Genomic DNA, 14328 nt, shown 5'->3' with positions numbered 1-14328 from the left:
TTGCCTGCCCGGGCGCGGTCCGGCGCCCGGCGATAGCCTCGGGCCCATGAGTCGGCCGCCCACCTTCACCCCGCCCCCGTGCGCCCGTGCCCGCGTCCTGCGTACCGAGCGCGGGGACTTCGCCGTGCTGGACGCCGCACCGCGTACCGCCGCGCACTCCACCGCTCTCCTCCTGCCCGGGTACACCGGCAGCAAGGAGGACTTCATCGCACTGCTCGAACCTCTCGCCGACGCCGGTTTCCGGGTCCTGACCGTGGACGGCCGGGGGCAGTACGAGACCGAGGGTCCGGACGACCAGAAGGCTTACGCCCAGGCCGAGTTGGCCCGCGACGTACTGGCCCAGGCCGCCGCTCTCGACGATGCGTCACCGACCGGGGGCATCCATCTGCTCGGGCATTCCCTGGGCGGCCAGATCGCACGCGCCGCGGTACTGCTGGACGCCGCGCCCTTCCGTTCGCTGACGCTGATGTCGTCCGGTCCCGCCGAGATCTCCATGGACCAGCAGAAGAAGGCTCAGCTGCTCTGCGACGCGCTCGGCCGCTGGACCATGGACGACGTCTGGCAGGCGATGCGGGCGCTGGACCCGCCGCAGGACGCGGACACCGGGGACGGCGAGGACCTGCGCCGGCGATGGATGCGCCACAACCCGGCGCAGCTGATCGCCACGGGCGCGCAGCTCGCGGCCGAGCCCGACCGGGTGGCCGAGCTGGCGGCGCTGCCCCTCCCCGTGCATGTGGTCTCGGGCGAGCTCGACGATGTCTGGCCGGTGGCCCTGTTCGACGACATGGCGCAGCGGCTGGGCGCCCGCCGCACGGTGATCGGAGGGGCCGAGCACTCCCCCAACACGGCGCGCCCGCTGGAGACGGCGGCGGCGCTCGCGGCGTTCTGGAAGAGCCTCTGAGGCGGCGCGCACCGCTCGGGGCCGCCGGCGCCCTGTCCGGCGGCCCGCCCCGTCAGTACTGCGCCTGGAGGTGCTGCCAGAAGCCGTCGCGCAGGGCGCGACGCAGATGGGCGTGGCCGCGCAGCGAGTGCTGGAGGAGGCGTTCGGCCTCGACGAGCAGGTCCTGGTCGACCGAGCCAGGAAGGTAGGGGTGGCCCGGGAGCAGGTCGGCGAGGGCTTCGCGGCCTCGTGAGGAGAGCCAGCCCGCGGCGATCTGCGCGCCGACGAAGCGGACGTCCTCGCGTGCGGGAGCCGGGCTCTCGTCGTCGTACATCGTGACGGAGCGCCTGGTCACGTACGGGCGGCAGAAGTCGAGGTCGAAGGTGCGCTGGCTGTCCACCTCCCAGAGCAGCGGCTCGGCCTGGTTGCGGCCCTCGCCCGCCTCGATGCCCCAGAGGTGGACGCGGGCTCCGTAACCCTGCGCGGCCTCGACGGCCGACACGAGGTCCTCGTCGCCGCCGACGAGTGCGGCGTCGCTGATGGCCCGGTGCCGGGCGAGTGACTCCAGGTCGGTGCGGATGAGCGAGTCGACGCCCTTCTGCTGGTTGTTGGCGTTGAGGTTGCCCAGCCTGACCTTGACGTCGGGGAGTTCGGCGATGGACTGCTGCTCGACGGTGTGGATCCGGCGCCTGGCACCGTCGTACCAGTACACGCGCAGCAGCCTGCTGTCCGCGAAGATCGTGCGGGCCTTGTCGATGAAGGCCTCGATCAGCCCTTCCGCGTCCAGGTCGAAGGAGCGGCGGTCCTCGGTGCCGGTGACGAGCAGCCCCCCGGCGGCGTAGACGTAGCCGGCGTCCACGAAGATCGCGTGGGTGGAGGGGGTCTTCGACACCTCGGCGAGTACGCGCTGGAGCAGCTCGTTGGTGCGGTCCAGCTGTTCGCGGATGTCCGGCCCTTCGTCCGTCCGCGTGTCCGCGTGGTTCATGCGGTCCTCATCGTGTGCGCATGGCTGATTACCGACGGGTACTTAGACATCCAAAAAATTTCCTTAGCGTAGGGAATGTTTGCACCAGGCAAGCCGTTGTAACCCCTGTGGAGCGCGAGGCGCGGACGCCTTGCGCTCCTCATCCGTGCGGACGGCCAGCCCGTCCCCCAGTAGTTCTCCAGCAGGAGGATCAGACGAAGGGAAGCCATATGCGCTTCGAGATCATGCGACTCGACGATGTCGACGGTACCGCCGTGGACAGCACCGTCGTGGACGCCGCCTCCGTCAACCGGATCGTGCAGCAGGCCGCGGCAATAGGCCAGCGCATCTACATCCGGCCGGCCGACACGTCGGCTTCGTGACACCTTTTCCCTCTTCGAGTCGCTGAGCGAAAGCGCATGAAGAGCTGACGACGAGGCGCCCCCGCACGGAAGGTCCGTACGGGGGCGCTGTGGCGTCCGGAGCCCGCCCCTGCCCGGTGGATGCCGGTGCCGGTCCCGCCCCGGACGCGTCGACGGGCTCAGGAGTTCTGGACGACCTGGGTGACGCCGTTGATGATCTGCTGTACGGCGATGGCCGAGAGCATCATCCCCGCGAGCCGGGTCACCAGCACCACGCCCCCGTCCCTGATGACGCGGATGATCAGCAGCGAGTACCGCATGGTCACCCAGAGGACGACGTGCATGGCGACGATCGCCGCCCAGACGGAGATCTGCCCGCCGGTCCCGTCCGCGTTCTGCACCGCGAGGATCACCGAGACGATCGCGCCAGGTCCGGCGAGCAGCGGCATGCCCAGCGGCACGAGGGCCACGTTGACGTCCTTGGTCTGCGTCGGCTCGTCCGTCTTGCCGGTGAGCAGGTCCAGGGCGATGAGCAGCAGCAGAAGACCGCCCGCGATCATCAGCGCCGGTACGGAGACGTGCAGGTAGTCCAGGATCTGCTGGCCCAGCAGGCCGAAGACGGCGATCACGCCGAAGGCGACGGAGACCGCCTGGAGCGCCATCCTGCGCTGCACCTTGGCGGGACGGCCCGCGGTGAGGGCCAGGAAGATCGGGGTGATTCCGGGCGGATCCATGATCACGAAGAGCGTGAGGAAGAGGGATCCGAAGACAGCGATGTCGAACACGGTGAGCCTTGCGAGAGAAGAGCGGGCCGAACAGGGAGGTGCGCGCCCCGGCAGGTCATGACGACGGCCGGGCAGGCGGTGACGCGCCACCGGGAGTGGCGCACGGATGGGGACGGGAAGCGACGTCGCGTTCGAGGCGGAGGGCTCACACGCGGCGGGACCGGTCAGGCGTGCGGGGGTCCACCGGCGCCCGGCACGGGGAAGGCCCCCGTCGCGCGCCGGGTGATCTCGCCGTAGATCTCCGGGTCGGTGGTGTACTCGCCGAGCCGCACGGTCTTGCGGGTGCCGTGGTAGTCGCTGGACCCCGTGGGCAGCAGCCCCAGTTCGGCGGCGAGTCCCCGCAGCCGGGCCCTGGTGGGCTCGTCGTGGTCCATGTGGTCCACCTCGATACCGTCGAGCCCTGCCGAGGAGAGCCGGGCGATCGCGGCCTCGGGCACCACGGCGCCACGCTTGACGGCGAGTGGGTGGGCGAGGACGGTGGCGCCGCCCGCGGCCTTGACCAGCCGGATCGCGTCGAACGGGTCGAGTTCGTGCTTGCCCGCGTACGCGCGCCCGCCGTCGGCCAGCCAGTCCGGGGTGAAGGCGTCGGAGACCGAGCCGACCACACCGAGCTCGACCAGCGCGGTCGCGATGTGCGGGCGGCCGACCGAGCCGTCCCCGGCGATCCTCGCGACCTGCTCCCAGGCGATCGGGACGCCGAGCTCCTGGAGCTTGCGCACCATCGTCCGCGCACGCGGCACCCGGTCGTCCCGGACGAGCTCGCGCTCGCGGGCGAACTCGGGCTCCGAAGGGTCGAAGAGGTAGGCCAGCATGTGGAGACCGACGCCGTCGATACGGCAGGAGAGCTCGGCACCCGTGACGAGGGTGAGGCCGGCGGGGAGTGCGGCGATCGCCTCCGCGTGACCGCCTACCGTGTCGTGGTCGGTCAGTGCCACGACGTCGAGTCCCGCCGCGGCGGCCTCGGCCACCAGCTCCGCGGGGGTGTCCGTACCGTCCGACGCGGTGGAGTGGGTGTGCAGATCGATGCGCACGACGCTCACTCCAGTGCTGGCGGACGGACAGGGACCGGTCAAGGATAACCGCCGGGCGCCACCCCTCCGGCCGCCCTCAGGGCCGGGTGAGCAGGCGGGGCGTGAGCGCCCCGCAGGGCACCAGGTCTACTTCGGCGCCGGCGTCGCGCAGGTCGGTCAGCACCAGTTCGTCATACATCAGGATCCCGGACCGCTCCGGCCACACGATCGCCCAGAGCCACAGGCCGAGGGCCTCACCCGCGAAGACGGCCCGGTCGGCCGGGGCGTCCTTGACGTGCCAGAGCGCGGTGGGGCGGCCCGCGGCGAGCACCTTGGCGTCCGGCGCCGTGTCGACGCGCAGGGCGGAACCGGGGTCGGGCCCCTCGATGCCGGCGTAGCGGGCGCCGAGCCCGACGCCGAGCTCCTCCGCGACGAGCAGCAGCTCGCCCATGCCTCCGAGCGGCCCGGGACCCGAGCACGCGACGGCGGTGGCACGGCCGCCGCTGCGGTCGTCGCCGGCGTACGCGGCGCCGGTGAACAGCCAGCCCACCGGGAGCGGCCAGGGCATCCACACCGGCACCTGTGCCCGGTGCACCACCACGCCCAGCGCCTCGACGCCGGGCGGCACGACCGGCTGCATCGGCTGGACCTGGCCGTGTGCGGAGCACTGCCAGGCATCGGCGAACAGGCCGGGCGCCCTGACCCGGCCACCGCACTTCGGGCAACTGGGTTCGCCCCTCATACCGCCCAACGGTCCTCCCCGGTCGCCCCCGCGTCAAGGACGATCACCCTTCCGCAGCGCGGCTCCGACCAGCCAGAATAGATGCAGCTTGCACTTATTAGAACGTCTAACTTATTCTGTGCATAACGCAACGATCTAGCGGAGAGCGAGAGAACCCATGCGAGGAGAGGATCCGTTCGACGAGGGAGCGACCAGCATCCTGCGTCAGCCGAAGGCCGTGTGGGCCACGGCGGGCGCCTCGGTCGTCGCCTTCATGGGGATCGGGCTGGTGGACCCGATCCTGCCGTCCATCGCGAAGGGACTGGAGGCCACGCCCAGCCAGGTCTCCCTGCTGTTCACCTCGTACTTCCTGATCACCGCGGTCGCGATGCTGGTCACCGGCTTCGTCTCCAGCCGCATCGGCGGCCGCAAGACCCTGCTGGCCGGCCTCGCGCTCGTCGTCGTCTTCGCCGCGCTCTCCGGCACCTCCTCGTCCGTCGCCGAACTGGTCGGCTTCCGCGCGGGGTGGGGACTGGGCAACGCGCTGTTCGTCTCCACGGCCCTCGCGGTCATCGTCGGAGCTGCCGCCGGCGGCAGCGCGGCCGCGATCCTGCTGTACGAGTCTGCGCTCGGCCTCGGCATGGCGTGCGGGCCTCTGGTCGGCGCCCTGCTCGGTGACGCGAGCTGGCGCTACCCGTTCTTCGGCACCGCGGCGCTGATGGCGATCGGCTTCCTCTGCATCGCCGCGTTCCTCAAGGAGCAGCCGAGGCCCGCCCGGAAGACCTCGCTGCTGGACCCGGTCAGGGCGCTCGGACACGGCGGGCTGGCCTCGGTCGCCGCCTCGGCCTTCTTCTACAACTACGCGTTCTTCACGATCCTGGCGTTCACACCGTTCGTACTCGACATGTCGCCGTACAGGTCGGGTGCGGTGTTCTTCGCCTGGGGCCTGCTGCTCGCCGTCTTCTCCGTCCTCGTGGCCCCGCGCCTGCAACGGCGCTTCGGCTCGCTGAAGGTCGTCGGCGGTTCACTGGTGCTGCTCGCCGCCGACCTGGTGCTCCTCGGATACGGCGGCCACACGACGGCCATCGTCTGCACCATCGTCTCCGGCGCCTTCATCGGCATGAACAACACCGTCTACACGGAACTCGCGCTCGGCGTCTCGGACGCGCCGCGCCCGGTGGCGAGTGCCGGTTACAACTTCGTCCGCTGGTTCGCCGCGGCCGCGGCCCCGTTCCTCGCCCCGAAGATCGAGGAGTGGAGCGACATTCACATCCCGTTCGTGGTCGCGGCGATCGCCGCCCTCGCCGGAGCGGCCGTCGTATGGGCGCGGCGCACGGCACTGACCACCGAGGCACAGGAGCTGGAACCGCGCCACGCCGCCGAGGACGGCGTCACGGTCTTCGCCGACTGACCTAGCGGTCACCCCGCTCCACCCCGCCGCGCGACCGCCCCTCCCCGGACGCGCGGCGGGGTTCCGCGGAACCGGCCACTCGCCGTTCGTCCGGGGCGCACGGTCGGCGGCTCAGTCCAGCGGCACGGACGTACGCAGCGGGTCCCGCAGGTCCGTACCCTGCGACAGCCAGCGCTCCTGGAGCTCCTGCGCCCCACGGACCCGCTTCCAGGCCGCCTCGTTGTGCGTCATCGGCAGCAGCGGCAGGAAACGCACCGGCTCCATGGGGTCGTCCAGCGCCAGGTCCTCGACCAGACCTCCCGGTTCGGCGACCAGGACGGAGCTGAACGGCGCGCCGGGCCACAACGGCTGCCCGATGTCCAGCGACGCGCCGGGGGCCACGATCAGCCCCTCGACCTGCGGGGAGGCCGCCAGCACCGCGAGGGGACGCAGCACCTGGTCGGTGTCCGCGAGCCCCGCCCGCACCGACAGGACCAGTTCGGCGCGCGGCCCCTTCACGGGGTCGGCGAGCGGCGAGGTGGGATCGGCCATCGGCTGGGCGGACATGCCGAGCGTGGCGTAACGCACCACGTCGCCGTCGACGAAGCGGAGCACCTCGATTCGGTCCGTGCCGATGAACGTCACCTCGGCGCGCGCGTCCGGCTCCCCCAGCGCCGTACGGAGCCGGGCCTGGACCAGATCAAGAATTTCTCCCATGGCGCGAGCATAGAACGCGTTAGGAACGGGCAAAGGGAGGAATTGGCCCTGAGCCGGACTGATAGCGTGGGCCGTCGGTCGGGACAGCACGCAGAAGCGCGCTCTCAGTCCTGACAACACGTGATCCCCCAAGGGGGACCGGCCGGAGGAGGTGGGGCCGCGGTGGATCCAAGTCGACCGTGCAGTACCAGCCGCTCTTCCGCACGACGCATTCCTCCTGTGGTCTGACTCCCCTCACCGGCGTCACCACGGCAGTTCGCGCAACGGAAGAGCCCCCCGTTTTTACCTGTCTGTAGCGAACGCCGTCATCGTGCCCGCGCGGTGCCGCCCGCTTTGCGGACGTGAGCGCACGTCCCCATTCCGGGCTGTTCCACGCCCCCGCCGACGGCCCTCCGTGAAGAGGAGCCAGCCATGTCGATGATCCGTGACCTGCGCGCCGCCGTGCGCCCGTCCCTGCGCAAGAGCAGCAACCCGTACAACAGCTACGACGCCACCCGTGACCCGTCCGCCTCCAGCGCCGTCGTCGACTGCGCGGTCTACCGCGACGGGCGCAGGGTCACCGAGGCCTCCTGCCTGACACCGCGTGAGGCCATGCTGCGGGTGCGCGAGGAGGGCGGCTTCGCCTGGATCGGTCTGCACGAGCCGACCGAGGAGGAGTTCTCCGACATCGCACGGGAGTTCGGTCTCCACCCGCTCGCCGTGGAGGACGCCGTCCACGCCCACCAGCGGCCGAAGCTGGAACGCTACGACGACACCCTGTTCACGGTCTTCAAGACGATCCACTACGTCGAGCACGCCGAACTGACCGCGACCAGCGAGGTCGTCGAGACCGGTGAGGTGATGTGCTTCACCGGGCGGGACTTCGTGATCACCGTCCGGCACGGCGGTCAGGGCTCGCTGCGCGCCCTGCGCCACCGCCTCCAGGAGGACCCGGAGCTGCTCGCCAAGGGCCCCTCCGCCGTACTGCACTCCATCGCCGACCATGTCGTGGACGGCTACATCGCGGTGGCGGCCTCGGTGCAGGACGACATCGACGAGGTGGAGATCGAAGTGTTCTCCACCCCGGCCAAGGGCAGTGCGCGCGGCACGGACGCGGGCAGGATCTACCAGTTGAAGCGCGAGGTACTGGAGTTCAAGCGCGCCGTGTCGCCTCTGCTGCGGCCGATGCAGCTGCTGAGCGAGCGCCCGATGCGGCTGATCGACCCCGACATCCAGAAGTACTTCCGCGACGTGGCGGACCACCTGGCCCGGGTGCACGAGGAGGTCATCGGCTTCGACGAGCTCCTCAACTCCATCCTCCAGGCCAATCTGGCGCAGGCGACCGTCACCCAGAACGAGGACATGCGCAAGATCACGTCCTGGGCGGCCATCATCGCCGTACCGACGATGATCTGCGGCGTGTACGGCATGAACTTCAAGCACATGCCGGAACTCGGGTGGACGTACGGCTATCCGATGGTGCTGGCGCTGATCGGCGTCGTCTGTTTCTCCATCCACCGGACCCTCAAGCGCAACGGCTGGCTCTAATACAGTTCGGGCATGACTACTGCTGACGTGTCGCTTGCCCGGGCTCTCGTCGAGGAGGCCACGAAGAAGTCCGGCCTGATCTGGGTCCGGGGCACCGGCCCCGCCCGAGCGCTGTGGCACGTGTGGCACGAGGGCGCGGCCGTGCTCGTCGGGGACGGCGGGGAGCAGCCGCTCCCGGCCGGGGTGGAGGCCGGGGCCGCCGCCGAGGTGACCGTGCGCAGCAAGGACAAGGGCGGCAGGCTCGTGACCTGGACCGCGGCCGTCACCGTGCCGGAGCCGCACTCCGAGGAGTGGGAGGCGGCCGTCGGCGAGCTCAAGGGAAAGCGGCTGAACGCGCCGGACGCCGAGGGGCTGACCGAACGCTGGGCGCGCGAGTCACGGATCGTACGGCTCACGCCGACGGCCTGGAGCACCGATCTGCCGGACACCTCGCAGGCCGCGCCGCCGCTGCCGTCCGGGGCGACCACCCGGCGGGCGGCGCCCGCCGCACTCCCCCGGCTGCTGCTGAAGCGCCGGGGGAGGCGCTGACCGCCTGGGGCCGTCCGCGCGGATCGGGTCCCGCGAGCCGTGCGTGGTCCGGAGGCGGGGATCCGGCTCAGCCGGAGGACCTGGGCAGTTCGCCGCCGTAGTCCACGGTGTCGTCGTCGGCCGGCGGCTCCAGCGCGAACGTCTCGCCCCAGTCGGCCAGGGTGACTGTGCCGCCACCGCCGCCGCGTGCCACGCGCAGGGGGTAGGGGGTGCCCTGGAGCGAGACGTCCAGGGCACCTCCCTCACCCTTCCCGCCCACGATCTGCACGGTGCGCACCCCGCCGACGGTGTCCCGGTCGCCCTTGTCGACCTTCCCGTGCAGCGCCAGCATCCCGTCGAGCAGCGTCTTCTTCTCCGTGAAGCCGCGCAGCTGCTGATAGGTCGGGTCGTCCTCGGGCACCTTCACGAACTTGCCGCCGAGCTTGTCCGCCGCCTGCGAACTTCCGTCGTCGCCCTGCTCGTCCGCCCAGAAGCCCGGGTCGGCCTTGAGGAAGAGGTCGTCACCGATCCGCAGCAGGGCGAAGGTGTACTGCTTCGAGGTGACCGACCCCGTACCGCCCTCGGCGCTGAGCCGCATGTTCAGGCTGTACGTACCGCCCTTGCTGACCAGCTTGCCCGTCAGCCGCACCGCGTCGGCGGCGTCGGCGGCGGCCCGCGCCTTCTTGTCGATCTGCGCGGCCGTCAGTTTGCCGACGCCGTTGGTCCCCTTGTCCGGATCCTCTCCGGCACAGGCCGTGAGCGCGGCGGTCAGCCCCGCGCAGAGCACCACGGCGATAGCGGTCCGGCGGCGGGCGCGGACGGCCGGGACGGAAGAGGTCACGGGCGCACTGCCTCTCATCTGTGTGTCGGGGGTGGCAGACGGCAGCGTACCCGTGCCGCGTACGCCGTTCGGCAGAGCTCCGCACGGACGGTCCGCGAGGGCACCCCGGACCGGGACGGGCTAGCCTGATCACGGCCAGGAGGAAGCAGGGACAGAGGGAGGCGCACAGCATGGCGGCAGGCGCTCCCAGGGTTTTCGTCTCGCACCTCTCCGGCGTACCGGTGTTCGATCCCAACGGCGACCAGGTGGGACGCGTCCGCGATCTGGTCGCGATGCTCCGGGTCGGCGGCAAGCCGCCACGCCTGCTCGGCATGGTCGTCGAGGTCGTGAGCCGGCGGCGGATCTTCCTGCCGATGACCCGGGTCACGGGGGTCGAGTCCGGCCAGGTCATCACCACCGGCGTGGTCAACATGCGGCGCTTCGAGCAGCGCCCGACCGAGCGACTCGTCCTCGGCGAGTTCCTTGACAGGCGGGTCCGCCTCACGGAGACGGACGAGGAGGTGACCGTGCTCGACGTCGCCATCCAGCAGCTCCCGGCACGCCGCGACTGGGAGATCGACAAGTTCTTCGTACGCAAGGGTCGTGGCGGTGCGCTGCGCCGCAAGGGCGAGACCCTGACCGTGGAGTGGTCGGCCATCAGCGGCTTCTCGCTGGAGGAGGACGGTCAGGGCGCCGAGAGCCTCGTGGCCACCTTCGAACGGCTGCGGCCCACGGACGTCGCCAACGCCCTGCACCATCTGACGCCCAAGCGCCGGGCCGAGGTCGCGGCCGCCCTGGACGACGATCGGCTCGCCGACGTCCTGGAGGAGCTCCCCGGGGACGACCAGGTGGAGATCATCGGCAAGCTCGAGGAGGACCGCGCCGCGGACGTCCTGGAGGCGATGGACCCGGACGACGCGGCGGACCTGCTCTCGGAGCTGCCGGAGGCCGACAAGGAGCGCCTGCTGGCGCTGATGCGCCCGGACGACGCGGCCGACGTGCGCCGTCTGCTGTCGTACGAGGAGCGGACCGCGGGCGGTCTGATGACGACCGAGCCGATCATCCTGCGGCCCGACGCCACGGTCGCGGACGCGCTGGCCAGGGTGCGCCAGCAGGACCTCTCCCCCGCGCTGGCGGCCCAGGTGTACGTCTGCCGGTCGCCCGACGAGACGCCCACCGGCAAGTACCTGGGCACGGTGCACTTCCAGCGGCTGCTGCGGGACCCGCCGTACACGCTGGTCAGCTCGATCGTCGACAGCGACCTCGTCCCGCTGGCGCCGGACACCCCGCTGCCCGCCGTGACCAGCTACCTGGCCGCGTACAACATGGTCTCGGTGCCCGTCGTGGACGAGAGCGGATCGCTGCTGGGCGCGGTGACCGTCGACGACGTGCTGGACCACCTGCTCCCCGAGGACTGGCGCGAGACCGACTTCCTGGGCGAGGAGGGGACCACCGATGGCGGCTGAGGACCGTTCACGGGGCGGATCGACGGGCGCCTCGGGCATCGTGCGCCCGCCGCGGCCCCGGCTCGACCAGCCGAAGGACCCGCGCCGCCGGCTGCTGCCCGAGTACGACCCGGAGGCGTTCGGCCGCTTCTCGGAGCGCATCGCCCGGTTCCTGGGCACCGGGCGGTTCATCGTCTGGATGACGCTGATCATCATCCTGTGGGTGGTGTGGAACATCTTCGCGCCCGAGGACCTGCGCTTCGACCAGTACCCGTTCATCTTCCTGACCCTGATGCTGTCGCTCCAGGCCTCCTACGCGGCGCCGCTCATCCTGCTCGCGCAGAACCGCCAGGACGACCGCGACCGGGTCACCCACGAACAGGACCGCAAGCAGAACGAGCGCTCGATCGCGGACACCGAGTTCCTCAGCCGCGAGATCGCCGCGCTCCGGATGAACCTGGGCGAGGTCGCCACCCGGGACTGGATCCGCTCGGAGCTGGAGGTCATGGTGAAGGACATGGAGGAGCGCCGGATCCTCCTGCCCGCCGAGAGTCCGGATCCTCCTTCCCGCCGAGAGTGACGAAGGCGACCACGGAGGGGCTACCCGCGCGTAGGTACCGCGCCGCAACCGCCCCCGTCGCCCACCACCACCCTTTCGAGGAGCGCCGCGCGCACCCGTACTATCGGGGGTATGGCTACGGAAGACGCGGTGCGTGAAGCACTGGCGACAGTGAACGACCCGGAGATCCACCGACCGATCACCGAGCTCGGCATGGTGAAGTCGGTCGAGATCGATCCTGACGGTGTGGTCGCTGTCACCGTGTATCTCACGGTCTCCGGCTGCCCGATGCGCGAGACGATCACCAAGAACGTGACCGACGCGGTGGCCCGTGTCGAGGGCGTGTCGCGGGTCGAGGTCACCCTCGACGTGATGAGCGACGAGCAGCGCAAGGAGCTCGCCTCGTCGCTGCGCGGCGGCACCGCCGAGCGCGAGGTGCCGTTCGCCAAGCCCGGCTCCCTGACCCGGGTCTACGCTGTCGCGTCCGGCAAGGGCGGCGTCGGCAAGTCGTCGGTGACGGTGAACCTCGCGGCGGCGATGGCGGCCGACGGGCTGAAGGTCGGAGTCGTGGACGCGGACATCTACGGGCACAGCGTGCCCCGGATGCTGGGCGCCGACGGCAAGCCCACCCAGGTCGAGAACATGATCATGCCGCCGTCCGCGCACGGCGTGAAGGTGATCTCCATCGGGATGTTCACGCCGGGCAACGCCCCCGTGGTGTGGCGCGGACCCATGCTGCACCGCGCGCTGCAGCAGTTCCTCGCCGACGTGTACTGGGGCGACCTCGACGTCCTGCTGCTCGATCTCCCGCCGGGCACGGGGGACATCGCGATCTCCGTCGCCCAGCTGGTGCCCAATGCCGAGATCCTCGTCGTCACGACCCCGCAGCAGGCCGCGGCCGAGGTCGCCGAGCGGGCCGGCTCCATCGCCGTGCAGACCCACCAGAAGATCGTCGGCGTCGTCGAGAACATGTCGGGCATGCCGTGCCCGCACTGCGACGAGATGGTCGACGTGTTCGGTTCGGGCGGCGGTCAGCGCGTCGCGGACGGTCTGACCAGGACGGTGGGCGCCGAGGTGCCCGTCCTCGGGTCCATCCCGATCGACGTACGGCTGCGCGAGGGCGGCGACGAGGGCAAGCCCGTCGTCCTGAGCGACCCGGACTCACCCGCGGGCTCCGCGCTGCGCTCCATCGCGGAGAAGCTGAGCGGCCGTCAGCGCGGCCTCTCCGGCATGTCGTTGGGTCTCACCCCGCGCAACAAGTTCTGAGCGCGACCGCGGGCGGGTACGGCCTTCGTAGGGGCCGGACCCGCCCGCGCGTCGGTCAGCCCTCGTACGAGGCGATGTCGCCGATCACCGCGAAGCCGAGGCCGTAGGCGCTCATACCGCGGCCGTAGGCACCGATGTGGACCCCGTCGGGCGCCGATCCGGCCAGCACCCAGCCGAACTCCGACTCGCGGTAGTGGAACTCCACCGGCACCCCGTCCACCGGGAGCGACAACGTCGACCAGGGCTCCCGGCCCAGGTCGTGGGCCAGCTCGAAAGCGGTCTCCGTCTGCTGGTTCAGCCATTCGCCACGCAGGGTGTGATCCATCTGCGGCGGCCACGTGCAGTCCAGCAGGCCCGAGCCCGCAAGCCAGGCCGCCGACGAGACCGTGGTGGCGTCCAGCACCCCCGTACCGTCGTCGCTGTCCCTCACGGGGTTGTTGCCCACGGTCACGACCGCCGCGAAGCGTGCCTTCTCCGCCCCGGCGTCGGCCCGTACGACGGGCTCCTCGCCGTGCCCGGTGGAACCGTGCTGCACCGTGTCGTCAGCCGACGCGGTGACGTGCATCAGCCAGCGCGGCCCGCTGAAGGCCCCGTCCAGCCCGTACCAGGGGAACGGCGCCTTGAGATAGCCGTCGACAGTACGCCGGGTCACCGGCACCCCCTCTGCGGTGTCCGCGCTGGGCGCGTCGTCCGCCCCTACCCGACTCGTCGTCTCCATCTGTCCGGCCGCCTCCTCGATCTTGCACTGATCCGGAGCGGCCCTCCCCCCGTGGGCATGGGCAACCTCGCAACCGGACAGATGGAGGATAGCCATACCGTCCGGACGAGTCGGGATTGACCGGGCTCAGGTGGCGTCTGCGTCGAAGGGCGGGCGCTCGTCCTTGGCGGGCTGCGCGGGCTTCTTGAGGAGATCGGGCGTGCTCGCCGCGCCGGTCGCCGTCGCGGCGGCGGACGCAGCTGCCGCACTGGCGCCGCCGGTGGACGAGGTGCTCTCCCGGCCGTTCACCGCGTCGGTGACGTCGGCCATCTCCTTGCGGAGGTCGAAGCTCTCGCGGATCTCCTTGAGCCCCAGTTCGTCGTTCCCGTCCATGAGCTGCTTGCGGACGAACGTCTTGGGGTTGAGGTCCTCGAACTCGAAGTCCTTGAACTGGGGACCGAGCTCGGAGCGGATGTCCTCCTTGGCGCTGTCCGAGAACTCACGGATCTTGCGGATGGTGCGCGTGACGTCCTGGATGACCTTCGGCAGCTTCTCCGGGCCGAATACGAGAACGGCGAGAACCACGAGCGTCAGCAGCTCGAGTGCGCCTATGTCATTGAACACCTTGCTGCTCCTCGTGTTCTCCGCGTGTACTCCGCCGTCGGCTCGCCAGGGGCC

16 protein-coding genes are annotated in these 14328 nt (G+C 70.8%); 8 read left to right on the top strand and 8 right to left on the bottom strand.

The genetic code is table 11. The features are described 5' to 3' along the window. The first annotated feature begins 46 nt into the window (after nt 1-46). The gene (locus tag AB0I83_RS06420; protein WP_356536575.1) at nt 47-901 is read left to right on the top strand and encodes an alpha/beta fold hydrolase; all 855 of its coding nucleotides are present in this window, start codon (nt 47-49) and stop codon (nt 899-901) included. A 52-nt stretch (nt 902-953) separates the two neighbouring features. Here the strand turns inward: AB0I83_RS06420 and AB0I83_RS06415 are convergent, their stop codons facing one another. Further along, nucleotides 954-1865: an NYN domain-containing protein gene (locus AB0I83_RS06415; RefSeq protein WP_356841476.1), complete on the bottom strand. Its 912-nt coding sequence runs from the start codon at nt 1863-1865 to the stop codon at nt 954-956. A 209-nt stretch (nt 1866-2074) separates the two neighbouring features. Between AB0I83_RS06415 and AB0I83_RS06410 the strand changes: the two genes are divergently transcribed. Further along, a complete protein-coding gene (locus AB0I83_RS06410) occupies nt 2075-2227 on the top strand; it encodes a hypothetical protein (RefSeq protein WP_167359504.1) in 153 nt (50 codons plus the stop codon). Nucleotides 2228-2385: 158 nt separating this feature from the next. Here AB0I83_RS06410 and AB0I83_RS06405 read toward each other — a convergent pair whose 3' ends face one another. From AB0I83_RS06405 to AB0I83_RS06395, 3 genes are all read right to left on the bottom strand, one after another. Then, nucleotides 2386-2991 carry a MarC family protein gene (locus AB0I83_RS06405; RefSeq protein ID WP_356536571.1) on the bottom strand — a complete coding sequence of 202 codons (606 nt, stop codon included), beginning with the start codon at nt 2989-2991 and terminating at the stop codon, nt 2386-2388. A gap of 164 nt (nt 2992-3155) precedes the next feature. Then, nucleotides 3156-4022, bottom strand: coding sequence for a PHP domain-containing protein (locus tag AB0I83_RS06400; protein WP_363303815.1), 867 nt, complete (start codon nt 4020-4022; stop codon nt 3156-3158). Between the two features lie 76 nt (nt 4023-4098). Continuing rightward, on the bottom strand, nt 4099-4743 hold the full coding sequence (locus AB0I83_RS06395) for a DUF6758 family protein (RefSeq protein WP_356536567.1): 645 nt from the start codon (nt 4741-4743) through the stop codon (nt 4099-4101). A gap of 157 nt (nt 4744-4900) precedes the next feature. On the opposite strand from AB0I83_RS06395, the gene AB0I83_RS06390 reads away from it, so the two are divergent. After that, nucleotides 4901-6133, top strand: coding sequence for an MFS transporter (locus AB0I83_RS06390; RefSeq protein ID WP_356536565.1), 1233 nt, complete (start codon nt 4901-4903; stop codon nt 6131-6133). Nucleotides 6134-6244: 111 nt separating this feature from the next. On the opposite strand, the gene AB0I83_RS06385 is transcribed toward AB0I83_RS06390, so the two are convergent. Then, nucleotides 6245-6829 carry a suppressor of fused domain protein gene (locus tag AB0I83_RS06385; protein WP_356536563.1) on the bottom strand — a complete coding sequence of 195 codons (585 nt, stop codon included), beginning with the start codon at nt 6827-6829 and terminating at the stop codon, nt 6245-6247. A 411-nt stretch (nt 6830-7240) separates the two neighbouring features. On the opposite strand from AB0I83_RS06385, the gene AB0I83_RS06380 reads away from it, so the two are divergent. Beyond that, on the top strand, nt 7241-8356 hold the full coding sequence (locus AB0I83_RS06380) for a magnesium and cobalt transport protein CorA (protein WP_356536561.1): 1116 nt from the start codon (nt 7241-7243) through the stop codon (nt 8354-8356). 12 nt (nt 8357-8368) lie between these two features. Continuing rightward, the gene (locus AB0I83_RS06375; protein WP_363303814.1) at nt 8369-8884 is read left to right on the top strand and encodes a hypothetical protein; all 516 of its coding nucleotides are present in this window, start codon (nt 8369-8371) and stop codon (nt 8882-8884) included. A 67-nt stretch (nt 8885-8951) separates the two neighbouring features. Here the strand turns inward: AB0I83_RS06375 and AB0I83_RS06370 are convergent, their stop codons facing one another. Next, entirely contained in the window at nt 8952-9704 is a 753-nt protein-coding gene (locus AB0I83_RS06370) for a hypothetical protein (protein WP_356536547.1), read from the bottom strand. A gap of 170 nt (nt 9705-9874) precedes the next feature. Between AB0I83_RS06370 and AB0I83_RS06365 the strand changes: the two genes are divergently transcribed. From AB0I83_RS06365 to AB0I83_RS06355, 3 genes are all read left to right on the top strand, one after another. After that, complete coding sequence (locus tag AB0I83_RS06365) at nt 9875-11149, top strand: CBS domain-containing protein (protein WP_356536545.1); 1275 nt, start codon at nt 9875-9877, stop codon at nt 11147-11149. Next, nucleotides 11139-11708 carry a DUF1003 domain-containing protein gene (locus AB0I83_RS06360; protein ID WP_356536543.1) on the top strand — a complete coding sequence of 190 codons (570 nt, stop codon included), beginning with the start codon at nt 11139-11141 and terminating at the stop codon, nt 11706-11708. Before AB0I83_RS06365 ends, AB0I83_RS06360 begins: the two co-directional genes overlap by 11 nt. A gap of 111 nt (nt 11709-11819) precedes the next feature. Next, entirely contained in the window at nt 11820-12953 is a 1134-nt protein-coding gene (locus AB0I83_RS06355; RefSeq protein WP_356536541.1) for an Mrp/NBP35 family ATP-binding protein, read from the top strand. A 55-nt stretch (nt 12954-13008) separates the two neighbouring features. Here AB0I83_RS06355 and AB0I83_RS06350 read toward each other — a convergent pair whose 3' ends face one another. Further along, complete coding sequence (locus AB0I83_RS06350) at nt 13009-13671, bottom strand: hypothetical protein (protein WP_356536539.1); 663 nt, start codon at nt 13669-13671, stop codon at nt 13009-13011. A 126-nt stretch (nt 13672-13797) separates the two neighbouring features. Then, nucleotides 13798-14274 (bottom strand): sec-independent translocase, encoded by a 477-nt coding sequence (locus tag AB0I83_RS06345; RefSeq protein WP_363303813.1) that lies wholly within the window; start codon nt 14272-14274, stop codon nt 13798-13800. Nucleotides 14275-14328: the final 54 nt, after the last annotated feature.

The organism is Streptomyces sp. NPDC049970 (assembly GCF_040660235.1).
Classification (GTDB): Bacteria; Actinomycetota; Actinomycetes; order Streptomycetales; family Streptomycetaceae; genus Streptomyces.
This window is presented reverse-complemented; position numbering and strand designations above follow the sequence as displayed.